This window comes from Bacillus sp. RC252 (assembly GCF_044909215.1).
Taxonomy (GTDB): domain Bacteria; phylum Bacillota; class Bacilli; order Bacillales; family Bacillaceae_G; genus Bacillus_A; species Bacillus_A mycoides.
The window spans coordinates 202054-220703 of sequence record NZ_JBIYDV010000001.1 but is presented as its reverse complement, the minus strand read 5'-3'; the positions used below and the strand labels follow the sequence as shown (position 1 = coordinate 220703).

Genomic DNA, 18650 nt, shown 5'->3' with positions numbered 1-18650 from the left:
GGATGAAAAAAGAGAGAAAACCTAAAATTGTTATCATGGGAGGTGGAACTGGACTTTCTGTTTTATTAAGGGGATTAAAACAATATCCTGTTGATATTACAGCAGTTGTAACAGTAGCCGACGATGGAGGCAGTTCAGGTAGACTACGTGATGAGCTAGAAATTCCACCTCCAGGTGATATTCGTAACGTACTTGTTGCGTTATCGGATGTAGAACCATTAGTGGAGGCTTTATTTCAGCACCGTTTTACAACTGGAGACGGACTGAAAGGGCATGCGTTAGGAAATTTACTATTGGCAGGTATGACCTCGATTACGGGAGACTTTTACCACGCGATTACGGAAACGAGTAAAGTATTAAATGTCAGAGGACGTGTATTACCAGCAGCGAATCAAAGTGCGGTACTTCATGCAGAATTAGAAGATGGAGAAATTGTAACAGGTGAATCAAAGATTCCTCATTTCGGGAAGAAGATTAATCGTGTCTTTTTAACTCCAGAAGATGTAGAACCGTTATGTGAAACGTTGACGGAAATTAAACGAGCTGATTTGCTTGTTTTCGGTCCAGGAAGTCTGTACACAAGTATATTACCGAATTTAGTTGTTAACAAAATTGGAGACGCTGTTCTTGCTGCAAAAGCGAAGAAGGTATATGTATGTAATGTTATGACGCAAGCGGGCGAAACGAAGGGTTATACTGCGTTTGATCATGTGCAGGCGTTACATGATCATTTAGGTAAACCATTTATCGACACTGCGATTGTAAATAATCGTGATATTCCTCGTGAATTACGTAAGTTATATGAGGAAGAGATGTCGGAACCAGTGGCACTGGATACAAATCGTTTTGCTGAACATAATATCGAAATCATCCAAGATCGATTAGCGAAATATGATGATCGTGTTGTAAGACATGATACATTAAAGTTAGCTTCTATTTTATATTCATTGTTATAAATGTGCGTTGCCTCATTTGAGGTAACGCTCCTCATTCATATAGGACAAGATTTTTGTTCCAAAGTAATAGTATAAGGAGGTGTTGACTGTGTCATTTGCATCAGAAACAAAGAAAGAGTTGACCAACCTTGAAATGAAGGAATGCTGCGAGAAATCAGAATTATCGGCGTTGCTTCGAATGAACGGATCGCTTTCTTTTTCAAACCGTCGCCTATCTATCGATATTCAAACGGAAAATGCAGCAATTGCAAGAAGGATTTATACGCTTTTGAAAAAAGGATATGATGTGACGGTAGAATTACTTGTTCGTAAAAAAATGCGATTGAAGAAAAATAATGTATATATCGTGCGGCTTGTTGAGAAGTCTCGCGAAATATTAGCAGATCTTCACATTGTTCGAGATGACTTTTCGTTTATTCGAAATATATCGCAGGAATTAATCGAGAAGAAATGTTGTAAACGATCGTATTTACGCGGTGCATTTTTAGCAGGTGGTTCAGTAAATAACCCAGAAACATCATCTTATCATTTAGAGATCTTTTCGTTATATAAGGAACATAATGATTCTATATGTGAACTGATGAACGGATTTGATTTAAATAGTAAGACGTTGGAAAGAAGAAAAGGGTACATTACGTATTTGAAAGAAGCTGAAAAAATTACAGAGTTTTTAAATATTATAGGTGCTCATAATGCACTTTTAAGATTTGAAGATATTCGAATTGTTCGCGATATGCGTAATTCAGTAAATCGTTTAGTTAACTGCGAAACAGCTAATTTAAATAAAACAATTGGTGCAGCGCTAAGGCAAATTGAGAACATCCGCTATATTGATGAGACGGTTGGGCTTGATATTTTGCCAGATAAATTAAGAGAAATTGCACAGTTACGAAGAGATTATCAAGATGTAACATTGAAAGAGTTAGGTGAGATGGTATCCGGGGGGAAAATTAGTAAATCGGGTATTAATCATCGTTTGCGTAAAATCGATGAAATTGCAGAGAAATTACGCGCGGGGGAAACAGTAGCAAAAAAATAAAAGGTTAAAGGGGAAATGGAGCTGTGGTTCAAAAATTGGTTAAAGTGGCATTAAAAAACGGCTTACAAGCACGTCCGGCTGCGTTGTTTGTACAAGAGGCAAATCGCTTTCATGCGGATATCTTCATCGAGAAAGATGGAAAGACAGTGAATGCAAAGAGCATAATGGGGATTATGAGCTTAGCAATCGGAACTGGTAGCATGATTACAATCACAACAGAAGGTTCAGATGCAGAAGAGGCTTTGGAAGCATTAACTGCATATGTACAATAAAGGGTTATCGCGAATGTGCGATAGCTTTTTTTATTTTTCTGTTTGTGGGGTGAGTTGAGTTTGAGTGGTGGGGGTATGTGATACCCTTGTACATAATAAAAAAGCGCCCTGTAGTAGGGCGCTTCCGCTTTTAGATGTATCCAGCTCCAGCGGCTAGAATGGTCGGTGGCTTCGCTTCTTCCGTCGAGGTAAAAAGCACCTCTTTGTCAGAAGCTCCATCCCCCTCTCATTCTGAACGAGCCGCTTCCGCTTTTAAGTATTAACGATTTGTAAAGATCTTATCGATTAAGCCGTATTCTAGAGCTCTTTCTGCTGTCATGAAGTTGTCGCGGTCTGTGTCGCGTTGTAGAACTTCAAGTGGTTGACCTGTGCGGTCAGCAAGAATTTGGTTTAATTTTTCACGTAAGAATAGGATACGTTTTGCAGCGATTTCGATTTCAGTCGCTTGACCTTGTGCTCCGCCAAGTGGTTGGTGAATCATAACTTCACTGTTTGGAAGTGCGTAACGTTTTCCTTTTTCACCTGCTGCAAGTAAGAATGCACCCATAGATGCAGCCATACCGATACAGATTGTTGATACTTGTGGTTTAATAAACTGCATTGTATCGTAAATTGCCATACCAGCTGTGATAGAACCACCAGGGCTGTTGATATAGATGTGAATATCTTTTTCTGGATCTTGAGATTCCAAGAATAAAAGCTGGGAAACGATTGAGTTTGCTACGTTGTCATCAATTGCGCTACCAAGCATAATGATGCGATCCTTTAATAGTCGAGAGTAAATATCGTAAGCGCGTTCTCCACGATTTGTTTGTTCAATTACTGTAGGAATTAAATTCATCTGTTATTTCCTCCTTTAAAAGCTTTCTTAGTCTTATAATACAATTATGGTCAATGAAGGTCAAACGAAACCACTTTAAATCAAAAAATATGTAGTTGTATCATGATTTATTCGCTATGTTTTTAAAATTCCCTGCTTATGTATCTTCAACATCATAACCGAATTACATAAATTTAAACGTGATTAATGGTGTGGAAAAGGCAAAAGAACGCCTTTTGTATAGAAGCGTTCTTTCATTTTTTATTCTTTTAACAGATAGGTTACTTTATTTAAGATTTTCTCGATTTGTTTTGCGTTTTTACTATACATATCACTCGCTGATTTTGATTTCGTTTCTAAAGAGAATAATTCAAGATCAGCATTGCATTTCTTTAAGGATGCAAATAATAAAGGCTTGTTTTGAGGAGAAGGCATTTGGAGTTTATCATTATAGATGTCGATAGTAAGTTGTCCGTATGAATCAACTTGACCAAGAAAGACATTTTCAATGACAACACCGAGTTTTTCTAGCTCAGAATGTAACCAAGCGCGATTATGTCCGCTAGCAGAAAGAGGTTCATCTAGTACATTTCCATCCATAATAACAGTTTGCGGTTCTTTTTCGTTTGGCACTTTTAAGCTGATATCTTTTGCTGTAAGTGGTTGGCAATCTTTCTTTAATAATACATTTAATTCACCGCTCGGTTCTAGTACAGCAAATTCAACATCAGCTACGCTGAACGCATTTTTTCCTCTGAGAAGCTCAAGTAATTCATCACTTGTATACTTTTCTTTCTTTAAATTATCTTCAAGTATTTTGCCATCTTTTATTAATACGGTAGATTTTCCTTCAAAAAAATCTCGAGCTGTTTTGTTCTTTAAAGAGAGGATTCCAGTGAAAAAAGGTACCACAGCGAAAATGAGTATCGCAAAGACGCCGTGGAAAAATTTTGAATCAAGCCCTGTAGATACTTGGGCAGCGATGTCACCGATTGTCATTCCGGCTATGTATTCAAAAAAGGAGAGCTGAGAGATTTGTCTTTTTCCTAACCATTTCGTAATAGCGAATAAAATAATTAATATGAATACAGAGCGAAGAATGACAAGTGTCCATTCCGGCAGGTGAGACATAGTCATTTCCTCCAGTCTACTTAAAACCCTTTATATTGAGGTTCTTCACGTTCTAATACTGAAACTCTATTCTGTAAATCGGTGATGATGCTGTCCATTTCTAACATACATTCATGAAATACACGTTTTGATTCCGCGTCCTGTGAATTTAGTGAAAGGGAGCTTAAACTTGCTTGAGCGCCCCTTACACTGGCAAGGCAGGTTTTAACGCTAGCGATAACTGTCATACGAACACCTTATCCTTTCGGTTTGAATAGCAATGCTCCAATGAAGCCGAAAATAATGGCAGCTGATACACCAGCACTCGTTACTTTAAACATGCCGGTAATAACGCCGACGATGCCATGTTTGGCTGCTTCCTCCATCGCGCCATGAACGAGGGCATTACCGAAACTTGTAATAGGTACAGTTGCGCCAGCGCCTGCAAAGTCTATTAATGGTTCATACAGATTGAATCCATCTAATATAGCTCCAGCAACAACGAGTGTTGCCATCGTATGAGCGGGGGTTAGTTTGCCGACATCAAACATAAGCTGTCCGATTACGCATATGAGTCCACCAATGACGAAAGCCCAGAAAAAAATCATTGCGTTGCACCTCCAAATTCAATCGAAACAGCGTGAGCGATACACGGAATCGTTTCTTCTTGTTGGAATGTAAGTGGAGATAGTAAAGCGCCTGTCGCAACGACAAGTATTTTTTTGAATTCTCCTCTTTTCATTCGGTTTAATAAATGTCCGTATACGACTGTTGCTGAACAGCCTGGACCACTTCCACCAGCTATGACAGGTTGACCTTCTCTATAAATGATGATTCCGCAATCTTGAAATTGCTCGCTCTTTACCTTTGTTCCATGTTTATGTAGTAGGTCGTAAGCGATTTCGCGACCGACATGTCCAAGGTCACCTGTTACGATTAAGTCGTAATAAGAGGCGTCAATTTGTCGTTCGCGTAAATGAGCTTCAATCGTATCGACAGCAGCTGGGGCCATCGCACCACCCATATTAAAAGGATCTGTTAGTCCCATATCAATAACTCGTCCAATGGTGGCCGATGTTACTTGTGGACCATATCCAGTGTCGCTTAAAATAGCCGCGCCTGCACCGGTCACTGTCCACTGAGCCGTAGGAGGTTTTTGACCACCATATTCAGTTGGATAGCGGAATTGTTTTTCTACCGCAGCGTTATGACTTGATGCCCCAGTTAATAAATACTTTGCACCTTTTGCATTTACGATACTTGCACCGAGTGCTAAGCCTTCCATAGAGGTAGAACAGGCGCCGAATAAACCGAGATAAGGTGTTCCGAGTGTGCGGCATGCAAAGCTCGTTGGAGTTATTTGGTTAATTAAATCCCCTGCGAGTACGAATTGAATATCGTCTTTACGGAGCTTTGCCTTTTCGGTAGCGCGGCTACAAGCTTCTTCAAATAAAATTTTATGCGCCTTTTCGTAAGAATCTTGTCCGAGCCATAAATCTTCATGCAGGGTATCGAAGTCTTCAGGAATTTTTCCATTTGCCTCAAATGGGCCACCGACTACACCTGTTGAGATGATAACTGGTTTGTTTTCGAATACCCATGTTCGGTGTCCTTGTAACATTTACAGCCCTCCCCATTGAAAGAGAATCGTTTTAATAAGAGCGATGACGAAAGCGGAAAATACGCCAAATAAGATGACCGATCCTGCTAGTTTAAACATGTTACCACCAACGCCGAGAACGAATCCTTCTGTACGGTGTTCAATACATGCGGCAATAACAGAGTTACCAAATCCAGTAACGGGAACGGCGGTACCAGCACCAGCAAATTGCCCAAGGCGATCGTAGACGCCAAATCCCGTCAGTAGCATGGAGATAAAAATAAGAGTTGCAACGGTAGGGTTCCCGGCAGATCTTTCAGTGAAATCAAAGTACGTAATATAAAAGGTGGAAATCAGTTGGCCTATTAGACAAATTAATCCCCCGACGAAAAAAGCTTTCATACAATTTTTTAAAACGGGGCGCTTCGGTTCGCGCTGTTGTTCGAATTTTTTATATTCTTGTTGCACAGGTGTTAAATTTTTATCTTTACTAGACATTTGAATCCTTCCTTCTCTTTTAGAAAACTTAAATATTAGATCCCATTTCTGATTGAATGAGTTTCAATTGATCTTTAATGCCATCCTTGCTTATTTTCTTGTTCTTAATTTTGTTTTCAAGTTCTTCTATGAGCATAAAAATCTTTTTGTCTGTACTTACACGAATATCGAAAGTAGGGTTTTCATCACTTAGCTTCTTTTTTAATTTACTTCGTAAAGGTTTTAAACCAAATCTTTCGTGATGTTCAGGTTTAACGGCTATGTAAAGATCTAAATTTGTATTAACTGCGGTAGCTTCTATAATTCCCTCCATAGCAAGAGCTTTTTTCTTAGCGTCTTGCGATATAGATTGATTAAAGGATTCTGTACTCATTTTTGTTAATTTAGGGCCCTTTTTCTCATCTGCCCGCTTAGCTTCTTCTTTCTTTACTTTTTTATCTAACGGGCTATTATCACATCCGGTAAGTGAACCGAATAGGAGCATAAATAACGCGGTTATGATTCCAAGTTTTCGCATTATAATCATTCCATTTCTATTGCAGTATGTAATGTGAGAGAAAAAGGATGATTGCATATCATCCTTTTTCTCAAATTGTGTACCATTAGATGAAATGGCACTTTTGGTTATTGCTGTGTGTATTGTGGTTCTTCTTGCTGGACTTCTTCAACACGCGGGTTTAAAGAATCGATAATTGTTTGTGTTTGTTGCGCAGCTGTTTGGAAAAGTTGCTTAGCTTGTTGGTTATCCGTATCAAGAGCGAATCCCTCTAAGCTAGCTTGTGCACTTTTTAATCCAGAAACAGTTTGCTTTAGTTTTGTAATTACAGTCATTGAATGAAGCCCCCTTTGGAATATCAATTCAAAGATTATAATTTGTGGGTTTGGGTGAATTTATGATTGGAAAATTTAGGTTTTTGAAGTTGAAGCTTTGATTCAAGCGTCAATGAATTCTTTGTTATAGTGGCGCTTTATAAGATGGAAGAGGATGATATGTAATTCATGATGTAGGTATGTTACCTGTTGAAGATTAAAAAGTAACTGAAAATTACATGAGGTTAAATTTCTGGTTATTCACAAAAAACATATCGATAAAATATATATATTTCTATTATTGTAGTTATTTTCAATTTAAAATAAAATTTTCTTGTATAGTAAAAAAAAGGATGTTTTCAGTTTTAAAAAAATAATATCTTCATTATCTTATTCGTTCAATCGAAGTCATTCACGAAAGAAGAACGTTATTAAATCAACGTTTCTTTTAATGCATAAAACATTTACGAATTGTTTTGTTAATCGAAAGTCTTGCGAATTCTTTTAAATCAACGTTTAGAAGAGAAAGTCGAAAGTAAAAAAAGTCATTTATGTTGTATTCGTCATTCATCAAAATGAATACACTATTCACCACAAGCCAACCCAAACGAAAATTTTCCGAACCCTCCAAGCCACCCCGCTGAGCCGTCGCAGGAGTCCTTTAGAGATAGTATTTGTGATTTTTGAATCAGGGGGTTGATCTCTCGCGAAGTCCTGACGCAGCCCAGCGAATTGTCTTTTACCCAATTCTCGCCGAGTTTCTACTATCAAAGAAAATAACGTTTCTAATGCGATTGGGCAGCCGTTATCGGAACTTACCCCCGACAGTGTGTTAAAATTAATCGAAGCGGAAAACGAGGATCTCCAATTGACTGGACGTGTAATCGGTTGGACAGTTTAAGAGAGTTGTATAAAAAGGGAGATGGCGCAAAGATGGTGAGATCAAAAGAGAATGATTTAACGGAGAAATTGGCAGAAGGTCACCGAGAATATGGTGACGGCAACTTTACAGTACAGAACATCGGTGATGAAACTAACCCGAATTGGACTGTCGTAAAAAATGTGAGGAAGGGATCGGCAGGCATTCGTGAAGGGGAAGATATATTTAGCCTGCGATCAAAATATATAAAATAGTGCGGAGATGGGCGGGCATCACTTCGCCTGTCTTTTTTTTATAGACTATATGCGTTCTATTTCGATTTAAGTAGATTAAGGGGGAACGAAAGAAGGAAAACTGCGCGCTAAAGCTAGTGTAGAAGAGGTTTTTATGCTTGCGTATTAGGTTAGCGTCAGGATATAATATCCATATGTAAAGAAGCGAACGTCTACGTGTTGGTGTTCGTATCCTACGTTTAACTTTCGGTAAGAACAAGTCGGAAGAAGACGGAGGCAAACCGTTGATATTATCGTAATAATCATGCGCCCATAGCTCAGTCGGATAGAGCGGTGGTTTCCGGTACCACGTCTGCCGGGGGTTCGAATCCCTCTGGGCGCGTTATGTATTGTTGTTGTGATGTGTTCTATTCTATTTAAAAGTATTGAGTAAATAGCACATAATAGCGTGAAGAACGTGTTGAAAATTAATAGTAAATCTAAAGAAACCCCTTGTATGTGATTAGAAATAATCGTGTATAGGGGGTTTTTCGTTATGAAAAGAATTAAAGAGTGAAATGCAATTCAAATCAGAACAGATTTTAGCACTAAAAGAAATTGTAACGAGATATATTGCACAAGCGTATTGTTAAGTTGCTGAACGAAGATATGACACGTAAGATAGTAGTGATTCACAAAGCAATAGGGACAGGCTAGCCGTCTTTGCCAGTAAGCTGAAGTTTAATAAAAGTGATCATCTTTCGTTGGCATTATCGGACTTTCTTGACCGTTATGAAGGAGAAGAAGAATGAAAAAAGGTTCTCGCAAGCTATTTGAAATAAAATCGTTTCTTACATGTATTGAAGAAGAGGAGTGCGGAGAAAAGGTCTATTATGTAACGATGGAACATCACAACAGTAGTGTGACTCGTCACAAGATAACGAAAGATGATGCATTCGAAATGTTAGTTGCGTATGCAAAAGGAATACCTGAAATCATGGAGGTCTTCATGGAAGGTGAAAATTTCAATGAAGTTTATAAGATAACGGCATCGCTAGGTATTTATTGCAGTTAAGTAAAAGGTACATGTCATAAATGTTGTTCACTTGTAAGAATAGACCCTGGAAAAATAACTCAGAGGTAATCCAAGTCACAATTCGAAAATTACACAAAGCAGATAAACAAGAAAGTATCTTTATAGCAAATCGCAACGCTGTGAATTTGGTGTGTGTGGTACTCGTAGAGGATACGAACGGAATTAATCTATCAAATGAAAATGCGACAATGGTGAAGAAACGTGTAATATTCGATATGTACTCGCCATTGTAAAAAAGGTCTGAACTTACAAGTATAAGTTCAGACCTTTTTTTATTATCACTTGTTATATCTGATAATAAGATTTACTATTAGTATGTGGTAATAAATTTTATGCGTTATTATTTTCTTTCAATATTATTCAAATTTCGGTTGTAAGATCTAAATCTCATTAATACATATAAATTAATAATATTTTGGAATGGGTGTCTGCGTGAGGATTCTCCTTTTACCAAACTTATTGTACAATAGAAACAAGGGGGAGATTAGTTTGAAGGCAAGTCTTTTACAAGAACAAAGCTTACGTTTGGCAATGACACAAGAGTTAAGGCAAGCGATTACAATGCTCCAGTATAATGTACAAGAATTATCGGAGTTTTTGTATGAGCAATCGTTAGAGAATCCCCTTATTGAGTTAGGTGGTTTTGAGAGGGAGAAGAAAAAGAGCTCTAACACAAGTAAAAGTACCCGCAAACAAGTCGAGAATCAAATGGAAATCTACAGTGTGGATTCTACAACGATTCAGCAACATTTATTAAATCAACTACAGTATTATAAAATAGATGAAGAAGAGCGAAAAGCAGCTTCTTTCATTATTATGAACATGGATGGAAATGGCTATTTACAAGAAACAAATGAAGAGTTATCAGAGCTTCTTTCTGCGCCAATTGATGTAGTGGACTGTTCCGTGGAGCTTGTTCAATCGTTAGAGCCAGCAGGGGTAGGTGCGCGTAATATTCAGGAATGTCTATCAATACAATTGAAGCGCTTACAAAGAAGGAATGGGTTAGCGGAAGAAATTATAGATGATCATTTTAATTATTTCGTTAAGAAAGATTGGCGAAAGCTCGTTCAAGTGTTGAAGTGTACCAACGAGGAATTACAGGATGCGGTGAACTGTATTACATCATTGCAGCCGAAACCAGGTCTTGCATTTTCTTCTGATAAACCACTTTATATCGTGCCTGATATGGCGGTAAAAAAAGATGGCGATCATCTCGTTTTACAGATGAATGAGAGAAATATGCCAAGAATTGAAATTCACTCTGAGTATAGTGCGTTACTAAATAATAGTGAAAGTGAAGTGGCTTCTTACGTATCGGAGAAGTATCAGCATGTGCAATGGATTATGCGCAGTTTGAAACAGAGAAAACAAACACTCTTACAAGTGATGAATATTATTATGGAAAAACAGCATGATTTCTTCTGGGGAGGTCCAGAGTATTTAAAACCACTTGCTTTAAAAGAGGTGGCGGAAGAGTTAGGTGTGCATGAGTCTACAATTAGTCGTGCAACGCGTAATAAATATGTGCAAACGCCGCACGGTTTATTTGAGATGAAATCGTTCTTTAGTAATTCTATTTCTACGACGGAAGATGAGGCGGTTTCTACAAAGCGTGTGAAACAATTCATTCAAACGCTTGTTGGAGCAGAAAATAAGAAAAAGCCACTTTCGGATCAAAAGATTTCAAAATTATTAGAAGAAGAGCATGAAATAGTTATTTCTCGAAGAACGGTTGCGAAGTATAGAGAACAAATGCATATTCCTGCTTCGTCTCTAAGAAAAACAATTGGATAGGTGAAGAAGATGAAGGTTGTACTATATACAAAAAAAGATTGTGGTCTTTGCGTGAAGGCGAAACAAGTTTTAAAAGAAGTACAATATGAATATTCTTTTCAAATTGAGGAAATAGATATATATGAAGATAATGACCTTTTAGAGAAATACCATCTAATGATTCCTGTTGTAGAAATAGGCGGAAGACAAGTAGAATATGGTAACATTCACAAAGGTGTCATAATAAACTATATAAACAATGCAGTTAAGAGTTGAATAAGTTTCTGTCTCCTGTTACAATAATACACGTAGCAGGGATTATTTTTTTAACCTAAGTGGGACGCAAAATGTCACTACGGGACATAAAGTGACCACGAAGGAAAATGAACCGATGCAGTGAGGAGAAAAGATATGCGCTCATGGATTCAGAACACAAAAAAATTATTACCTGATCTGCTACCTGTTATGCAAACGAGAATGCAAGTGCTTCAGTACATTAGGCTTATGCAGCCGATTGGAAGAAGAAACTTATCTGCAAGTCTCGGTATGACAGAACGAGTATTGCGAAGTGAAGTTCAAGTTTTGAAAGAACAAAACTTAGTTCACGTCGCTTCTTCTGGAATGACTTTGACAGAAGAAGGAACAGCTTTAGTTCTTGCTTTGGAAGACTTTATGAAAGAAATTTCCGGGTTAAAGGTTTTAGAAAAACAACTTAAGGAAACATTAGACTTGGATGAAGTTTTCGTTGTCCCTGGTGATAGTGATGAATCACCTTGGGTCAAACTGGAGATGGGCCGTGCTTGTGTGACTTGTATAAAAGACCGTCTGACAGTGAATAATATCGTTGCTGTGGCTGGAGGAACTACGCTAGCTGCTGCTGCGGACATGATGCAACTTGATTGCAAAGATTTACATATGCTATTTGTCCCAGCACGTGGTGGAATTGGAGAAGGTGTCGAGTTAGAAGCCAATACCATTTGCGCCAAAATGGCACAAAATACGATGAGTAATTATCGCTTATTGTATGTTCCAGATCACGTTAGTAGCGAAGCATATGCGTCTATTGTAACAGAGCCCTCCGTGAAAGAAGTTCTTGAGTTGATTCGATCTTCCAATATCGTCATTCATGGAATTGGTGATGCCTTAACAATGGCACGTCGCAGAAATACTTCAGAAGCAGATTGGTTAAAGATTCAGGCAAGCGAAGCAGTTGGCGAAGCTTTCGGTTACTACTTTAATGAACAAGGAAATGTTGTTCATAAAGTAAGAACAGTTGGTATGCAACTTGAAGATTTACAACATGTATCTCACGTTGTCGCAGTCGCTGGAGGTTCTTCAAAAGCAAAAGCAATACAGGCTGTAATAAAGCAAGGGCACACTTCAATTCTAATTACAGATGAAGGTGCAGCAAAACAATTAACAAAGGGTATTACCCTTTAATATAATCCCCCAAGGAGGAAATTTAAATGACTAAAATTGGTATTAATGGATTTGGACGTATCGGACGTAACGTATTCCGCGCAGCTCTTAACAACTCTGAGGTAGAAGTAGTAGCAATCAACGACTTAACAGATGCTAAAACATTAGCTCACCTTTTAAAATATGATACAGTTCACGGAACTTTAAATGCAGAAGTATCTGCTAACGAAAACAGCATCGTTGTTAACGGTAAAGAAATTAAAGTTATCGCTGAGCGTGACCCAGCTCAATTACCATGGAGCGACTACGGAGTAGAAGTAGTAGTAGAATCTACTGGCCGTTTCACTAAAAAATCAGACGCTGAGAAACACTTAGGTGGATCAGTTAAGAAAGTTATCATCTCAGCTCCAGCTTCTGACGAAGATATCACTGTAGTTATGGGTGTTAACCACGAACAATACGATGCAGCTAACCACAACGTAGTATCTAATGCTTCTTGTACTACAAACTGTCTAGCTCCATTCGCTAAAGTATTAAACGAAAAATTCGGCGTAAAACGCGGAATGATGACAACAATTCACTCTTACACTAACGACCAACAAATCTTAGACTTACCACACAAAGATTTACGTCGTGCTCGTGCAGCAGCTGAAAACATGATCCCAACATCTACTGGTGCTGCTAAAGCTGTAGCATTAGTATTACCAGAACTTAAAGGTAAATTAAACGGCGGCGCTGTACGTGTTCCAACTGCTAACGTTTCTCTTGTTGACTTAGTTGTTGAACTTGACAAAGAAGTAACAGTTGAAGATGTAAACGCAGCATTCAAAGCAGCTTCTGAAGGCGAATTAAAAGGTATCCTTGGATACAGCGAAGAGCCATTAGTATCTATCGACTATAACGGATGTACAGCTTCTTCTACAATCGATGCATTATCTACAATGGTAATGGAAGGTAACATGGTTAAAGTACTTTCTTGGTACGATAACGAAACTGGTTACTCTAACCGCGTAGTAGACCTAGCTGCATACATGACTTCTAAAGGTCTTTAATTCTTAAGTATATAAGTAATCAATGACAAAACGAGGGAGAGGGTTTGTTCCCTCTCTCTCTTCTTTCGTTTTAGAAGCAAATGTGTTAAGCTTTTGAATGGGTTTTGTCAATCCTAACTAGTAGTCGGAGGGAAATCCAATGAACAAAAAATCAATTCGTGACGTAGATTTAAAAGGTAAGCGTGTATTTTGCCGCGTTGATTTCAACGTACCTATGAAAGAAGGCAAAATTACAGATGAAACTCGTATCCGTGCAGCTCTTCCTACAATTCAATATTTAATAGAGCAAGGTGCGAAAGTAATTTTAGCAAGTCATTTAGGCCGTCCAAAAGGTCAAGCAGTAGAAGAATTACGTCTTACTCCAGTAGCAGCACGTTTAGGCGAGCTTCTTGGTAAAGATGTTAAAAAAGCGGACGAAGCATTCGGACCAGTTGCACAAGAAATGGTTGCAGCAATGAACGAAGGCGACGTATTAGTTCTTGAAAACGTACGTTTCTATGCGGGCGAAGAAAAGAACGATGCAGAACTTGCGAAAGAATTTGCAGCTCTTGCTGATATCTTCGTAAACGATGCATTCGGTGCAGCTCACCGTGCTCATGCTTCTACAGCAGGAATCGCAGACTACCTACCAGCAGTATCTGGTTTATTAATGGAAAAAGAGTTAGATGTATTAGGTAAAGCACTTTCTAACCCAGAACGTCCATTCACAGCTATCATCGGTGGTGCGAAAGTAAAAGATAAAATCGGTGTAATTCGTCATCTATTAGACAAAGTAGATAACTTAATCATCGGTGGCGGACTTGCTTACACATTCGTTAAAGCATTAGGTCATGAAATTGGTCTATCTCTATGTGAAAACGACAAAATTGAACTAGCTAAAGAATTTATGCAACTTGCAAAAGAAAAAGGCGTAAACTTCTATATGCCAGTTGATGTTGTAATCACAGAGGAATTCTCTGAAACTGCAACAACTCAAATCGTTGGTATCGACTCTATCCCTTCTACATGGGAAGGCGTGGACATCGGTCCTAAAACACGTGAAATTTATGCAGATGTAATTAAAAACTCTAAGCTTGTTGTATGGAATGGACCAATGGGTGTATTCGAAATGACTCCATTCGCAGAAGGTACAAAAGCAGTAGGGCAAGCATTAGCAGATGCAGAAGATACATACTCTGTTATCGGCGGTGGTGACTCTGCAGCAGCTGTTGAAAAATTCGGTATGGCTGATAAAATGAGCCACATTTCTACTGGCGGCGGTGCGTCATTAGAATTCATGGAAGGTAAAGAGCTTCCAGGTGTAGTTTGTCTTAACGACAAATAAGTAGCAGCCAAAGAAAAAGGACGGTGCAAAGCATGCGTAAACCAATTATCGCAGGTAACTGGAAAATGAATAAAACTCTAGCTGAAGCAGTTAGCTTCGTAGAGGAAGTTAAAGGTCAAATCCCAGCAGCTTCAGCTGTTGATGCAGTAGTTTGTTCGCCAGCTCTATTCTTAGAGCGCTTAGTAGCAAAGGCTGAAGGAACTGACTTACAAGTAGGTGCACAAAACATGCACTTCGAAAAAAATGGTGCATTCACTGGCGAAATTAGCCCAGTAGCACTTAGCGACTTAAAAGTAGGCTACGTAGTACTTGGCCACTCTGAGCGTCGTGAAATGTTTGCTGAAACAGACGAGTCAGTAAATAAAAAGACTCTTGCAGCATTTGAACATGGTTTAACACCAATCGTTTGTTGTGGTGAGACTTTAGAAGAGCGCGAAAGCGGAAAAACATTTGATCTAGTAGCAGGTCAAGTAACAAAAGCACTTGCAGGTTTAACAGAAGAGCAAGTTAAAGTAACTGTTATCGCTTATGAGCCAATCTGGGCTATCGGTACAGGTAAATCTTCTTCTTCTGCAGATGCAAATGAAGTATGTGCGCACATCCGTAAAGTTGTTGCAGCAGCTGTTTCTCCAGAAGCTGCAGAAGCTGTTCGTATTCAATACGGCGGTAGCGTAAAACCAGAAAACATTAAAGAGTATATGGCACAATCTGACATCGACGGCGCTTTAGTTGGCGGTGCTAGCTTAGAGCCTGCTTCGTTCTTAGGTCTTCTGGGGGCGGTAAAATGAGAAAGCCAACAGCTTTAATCATTCTTGATGGTTTCGGACTACGTGAAGAAACTTACGGGAATGCTGTAGCACAAGCTAAGAAACCTAATTTTGATGGTTACTGGAACAAATTCCCTCACACAACGCTTACAGCTTCTGGTGAGGAAGTAGGTCTTCCAGCAGGTCAAATGGGTAACTCAGAGGTTGGTCACTTAAATATCGGTGCTGGCCGCATCGTATATCAAAGCTTAACACGCGTAAACGTTGCAATTCGTGAAGGTGAGTTCGATCAGAACGAAACTTTCCAAAATGCAATTAAAAGCGTGAAAGAAAAAGGTACTGCTCTTCATTTATTCGGTTTACTTTCTGATGGTGGTGTGCACAGTCACATGAACCATATGTTTGCTCTTCTTCGCTTAGCAGCAAAAGAAGGTGTGGAGAAAGTATATATCCATGCATTCTTAGATGGCCGCGATGTTGGACCACAAACAGCAAAAGGTTATATCGATGCAACAAATGAAGTAATTAAAGAAACAGGAGTAGGACAATTCGCGACTATCTCTGGTCGTTATTACTCCATGGACCGTGACAAGCGTTGGGATCGCGTAGAAAAATGTTACCGTGCTATGGTGAATGGTGAAGGCCCTACTTATAAATCAGCAGAAGAGTGTGTAGAAGACTCTTATGCAAATGGTATCTATGATGAATTCGTATTGCCGTCTGTAATTGTTAACGAAGATGACACGCCAGTTGCAACAATCAATAATGATGATGCAGTTATCTTCTATAACTTCCGTCCAGACCGTGCAATTCAAATTGCTCGTGTATTTACAAACGAAGACTTCCGTGAGTTCGATCGTGGTGAAAAAGTACCTCACATTCCTGAATTCGTTTGTATGACACATTTCAGTGAAACTGTAGATGGTTACGTGGCATTCAAGCCAATGAACCTTGATAACACATTAGGTGAAGTTGTTGCGCAAGCGGGATTAAAGCAACTTCGCATCGCGGAAACTGAAAAGTATCCGCACGTTACATTCTTCTTTAGCGGTGGTCGTGAGGCTGAATTCCCAGGAGAAGAGCGTATTTTAATTAACTCACCGAAGGTTGCAACGTATGACTTGAAACCGGAAATGAGCATTTATGAAGTAACGGACGCTTTAGTAAATGACATCGAAAATGATAAACATGATGTTATCATTCTTAACTTTGCAAACTGTGATATGGTTGGCCATTCTGGGATGATGGAACCAACAATTAAAGCAGTAGAAGCAACTGACGAATGTTTAGGAAAAGTTGTAGAAGCGATTCTTGCAAAAGATGGTGTAGCACTTATTACTGCTGACCATGGTAATGCCGATCAGGAGTTAACTGCTGAAGGTGGACCTATGACAGCTCATACAACTAACCCGGTTCCTTTCATCGTTACAAAAAATGATGTAGAGCTTCGTGAAGGTGGTATTTTAGGAGATATCGCCCCAACAATGCTTACTCTTTTAAATGTGGAACAACCGAAAGAAATGACAGGTAAAACAATTATTAAATAATTTGCTTATATAAAAAGGAGAGAATTTATTATGTCAACAATTATTGATGTTTATGCTCGCGAAGTCCTTGACTCTCGTGGTAACCCAACTGTAGAAGTAGAAGTTTACACAGAAAGCGGCGCATTCGGACGCGCTATCGTACCAAGTGGTGCATCTACTGGTGAGCACGAAGCAGTAGAATTACGTGACGGTGACAAATCTCGTTACCTTGGTAAAGGTGTTCTTAACGCAGTAAACAACGTTAACGAAGCAATCGCTCCAGAAATCGTTGGTTTCGACGTAACTGACCAAGCTGGTATCGACCGTGCTATGATCGAATTAGATGGCACTCCAAACAAAGGTAAACTAGGTGCTAACGCTATCCTTGGTGTATCTATGGCAGTAGCTCACGCAGCAGCTGACTTCGTAGGTCTTCCATTATACCGTTACCTTGGTGGATTCAATGCAAAACAATTACCAACTCCAATGATGAACATCATCAACGGTGGTTCTCACGCTGATAACAACGTTGACTTCCAAGAGTTCATGATCTTACCAGTTGGTGCTCCAACATTCAAAGAATCAATCCGTATGGGTGCTGAAGTATTCCATGCACTTAAAGCTGTATTACATGACAAAGGTCTTAACACTGCAGTAGGTGACGAAGGTGGATTCGCTCCAAACCTTGGTTCTAACCGTGAAGCATTAGAAGTAATCATCGAAGCTATCGAAAAAGCTGGTTACAAAGCTGGCGAGAACGTATTCTTAGGAATGGACGTTGCTTCTTCTGAGTTCTACAACAAAGAAACTGGTAAATATGACCTTGCAGGCGAAGGCCGTACTGGCTTAACTTCTGCAGAAATGGTTGATTTCTACGAAGAGCTTTGCAAAGACTTCCCAATCATCTCTATTGAAGATGGTTTAGACGAAAACGACTGGGATGGTCACAAATTATTAACTGAGCGTATCGGTGATAAAGTACAATTAGTTGGTGACGATTTATTCGTAACTAACACTCAAAAACTTGCTGAAGGTATCGAAAAAGGTATCTCTAACTCAATCTTAATTAAAGTTAACCAAATCGGTACTTTAACTGAGACTTTCGAAGCAATCGAAATGGCTAAACGTGCTGGTTACACAGCAGTTGTATCTCACCGTTCTGGTGAAACTGAAGATGCTACAATCGCTGACATCGCAGTTGCAACTAACGCTGGCCAAATCAAAACTGGTTCTATGAGCCGTACTGACCGTATTGCTAAGTACAACCAATTATTACGCATCGAAGACGAACTAGGCGAAATCGCTGTTTACGATGGTATCAAATCTTTCTATAACATCAAACGATAATTGTAGAAAATAAAAAACGACTGAACTTAGTCGTACAAAGTAATTGCGTACGGTTTGAATTATGTGATACAAAAACATGAATTTAGTCGTACAATAATTATTGCTTTTGACCTCCTATTTATATGTGGTAATCCACAATAAGTAGG

At 39.0% G+C, this 18650-nt stretch carries 21 protein-coding genes and 1 tRNA gene; 14 read left to right on the top strand and 8 right to left on the bottom strand.

Annotated features, from left to right (window positions below; genetic code table 11):
* Positions 1-2: 2 nt before the first annotated feature.
* The 3 genes from ABH960_RS01210 (at position 3) to ABH960_RS01200 (ending at position 2267) form a co-directional block, all read left to right on the top strand.
* Positions 3-956, top strand: a complete 954-nt coding sequence (locus tag ABH960_RS01210) for a gluconeogenesis factor YvcK family protein (RefSeq protein WP_002016083.1) — start codon at positions 3-5, stop codon at positions 954-956.
* Positions 957-1044: 88 nt separating this feature from the next.
* The gene (whiA, locus tag ABH960_RS01205; RefSeq protein WP_002016082.1) at positions 1045-1995 is read left to right on the top strand and encodes a DNA-binding protein WhiA; all 951 of its coding nucleotides are present in this window, start codon (positions 1045-1047) and stop codon (positions 1993-1995) included.
* Positions 1996-2018: 23 nt separating this feature from the next.
* On the top strand, positions 2019-2267 hold the full coding sequence (locus ABH960_RS01200; RefSeq protein WP_002016081.1) for an HPr family phosphocarrier protein: 249 nt from the start codon (positions 2019-2021) through the stop codon (positions 2265-2267).
* A gap of 259 nt (positions 2268-2526) precedes the next feature.
* On the opposite strand, the gene clpP is transcribed toward ABH960_RS01200, so the two are convergent.
* The 8 genes from clpP to ABH960_RS01160 all read right to left on the bottom strand — a co-directional run bounded on the left by clpP (position 2527) and on the right by ABH960_RS01160 (position 7126).
* Positions 2527-3108 (bottom strand): ATP-dependent Clp endopeptidase proteolytic subunit ClpP, encoded by a 582-nt coding sequence (gene clpP, locus ABH960_RS01195; protein WP_001049163.1) that lies wholly within the window; start codon positions 3106-3108, stop codon positions 2527-2529.
* A gap of 240 nt (positions 3109-3348) precedes the next feature.
* Positions 3349-4218, bottom strand: a complete 870-nt coding sequence (locus ABH960_RS01190) for a DUF421 domain-containing protein (protein WP_404442085.1) — start codon at positions 4216-4218, stop codon at positions 3349-3351.
* A 20-nt stretch (positions 4219-4238) separates the two neighbouring features.
* On the bottom strand, positions 4239-4445 hold the full coding sequence (locus tag ABH960_RS01185) for a DUF1657 domain-containing protein (RefSeq protein ID WP_002034728.1): 207 nt from the start codon (positions 4443-4445) through the stop codon (positions 4239-4241).
* 9 nt (positions 4446-4454) lie between these two features.
* Complete coding sequence (spoVAE, locus tag ABH960_RS01180) at positions 4455-4805, bottom strand: stage V sporulation protein AE (RefSeq protein WP_000575919.1); 351 nt, start codon at positions 4803-4805, stop codon at positions 4455-4457.
* Positions 4802-5818 carry a stage V sporulation protein AD gene (gene spoVAD, locus ABH960_RS01175; RefSeq protein ID WP_000938981.1) on the bottom strand — a complete coding sequence of 339 codons (1017 nt, stop codon included), beginning with the start codon at positions 5816-5818 and terminating at the stop codon, positions 4802-4804. The genes spoVAE and spoVAD overlap by 4 nt, the downstream gene beginning before the upstream one ends.
* Positions 5819-6295 carry a stage V sporulation protein AC gene (spoVAC, locus tag ABH960_RS01170; protein ID WP_002129887.1) on the bottom strand — a complete coding sequence of 159 codons (477 nt, stop codon included), beginning with the start codon at positions 6293-6295 and terminating at the stop codon, positions 5819-5821. It lies immediately after the preceding gene.
* Positions 6296-6323: 28 nt separating this feature from the next.
* On the bottom strand, positions 6324-6812 hold the full coding sequence (locus ABH960_RS01165) for a YhcN/YlaJ family sporulation lipoprotein (RefSeq protein WP_003192317.1): 489 nt from the start codon (positions 6810-6812) through the stop codon (positions 6324-6326).
* Positions 6813-6919: 107 nt separating this feature from the next.
* Positions 6920-7126: a DUF1657 domain-containing protein gene (locus tag ABH960_RS01160; protein WP_000216167.1), complete on the bottom strand. Its 207-nt coding sequence runs from the start codon at positions 7124-7126 to the stop codon at positions 6920-6922.
* A gap of 912 nt (positions 7127-8038) precedes the next feature.
* On the opposite strand from ABH960_RS01160, the gene ABH960_RS01155 reads away from it, so the two are divergent.
* The 11 genes from ABH960_RS01155 (at position 8039) to eno (ending at position 18504) form a co-directional block, all read left to right on the top strand.
* A complete protein-coding gene (locus tag ABH960_RS01155; RefSeq protein ID WP_002129884.1) occupies positions 8039-8239 on the top strand; it encodes a hypothetical protein in 201 nt (66 codons plus the stop codon).
* A gap of 285 nt (positions 8240-8524) precedes the next feature.
* Positions 8525-8600, top strand: a tRNA-Arg gene (locus ABH960_RS01150).
* 405 nt (positions 8601-9005) lie between these two features.
* Complete coding sequence (locus tag ABH960_RS01145; RefSeq protein ID WP_367964063.1) at positions 9006-9272, top strand: hypothetical protein; 267 nt, start codon at positions 9006-9008, stop codon at positions 9270-9272.
* 510 nt (positions 9273-9782) lie between these two features.
* Positions 9783-11090 carry an RNA polymerase factor sigma-54 gene (gene rpoN, locus ABH960_RS01140; RefSeq protein WP_002016074.1) on the top strand — a complete coding sequence of 436 codons (1308 nt, stop codon included), beginning with the start codon at positions 9783-9785 and terminating at the stop codon, positions 11088-11090.
* Between the two features lie 9 nt (positions 11091-11099).
* Complete coding sequence (locus tag ABH960_RS01135) at positions 11100-11345, top strand: glutaredoxin family protein (protein ID WP_002089547.1); 246 nt, start codon at positions 11100-11102, stop codon at positions 11343-11345.
* Between the two features lie 135 nt (positions 11346-11480).
* On the top strand, positions 11481-12509 hold the full coding sequence (gene cggR / locus ABH960_RS01130; protein WP_002089545.1) for a gapA transcriptional regulator CggR: 1029 nt from the start codon (positions 11481-11483) through the stop codon (positions 12507-12509).
* A gap of 26 nt (positions 12510-12535) precedes the next feature.
* Positions 12536-13540: a type I glyceraldehyde-3-phosphate dehydrogenase gene (gene gap, locus ABH960_RS01125; protein ID WP_002016071.1), complete on the top strand. Its 1005-nt coding sequence runs from the start codon at positions 12536-12538 to the stop codon at positions 13538-13540.
* A gap of 139 nt (positions 13541-13679) precedes the next feature.
* Positions 13680-14864: a phosphoglycerate kinase gene (locus ABH960_RS01120; RefSeq protein ID WP_002016070.1), complete on the top strand. Its 1185-nt coding sequence runs from the start codon at positions 13680-13682 to the stop codon at positions 14862-14864.
* 32 nt (positions 14865-14896) lie between these two features.
* A complete protein-coding gene (gene tpiA, locus ABH960_RS01115; protein ID WP_404442074.1) occupies positions 14897-15652 on the top strand; it encodes a triose-phosphate isomerase in 756 nt (251 codons plus the stop codon).
* Positions 15649-17178, top strand: a complete 1530-nt coding sequence (gene gpmI / locus ABH960_RS01110; RefSeq protein WP_002144920.1) for a 2,3-bisphosphoglycerate-independent phosphoglycerate mutase — start codon at positions 15649-15651, stop codon at positions 17176-17178. Before tpiA ends, gpmI begins: the two co-directional genes overlap by 4 nt.
* Positions 17179-17208: 30 nt before the next feature.
* On the top strand, positions 17209-18504 hold the full coding sequence (eno, locus tag ABH960_RS01105) for a phosphopyruvate hydratase (protein ID WP_000103948.1): 1296 nt from the start codon (positions 17209-17211) through the stop codon (positions 18502-18504).
* Positions 18505-18650: the final 146 nt, after the last annotated feature.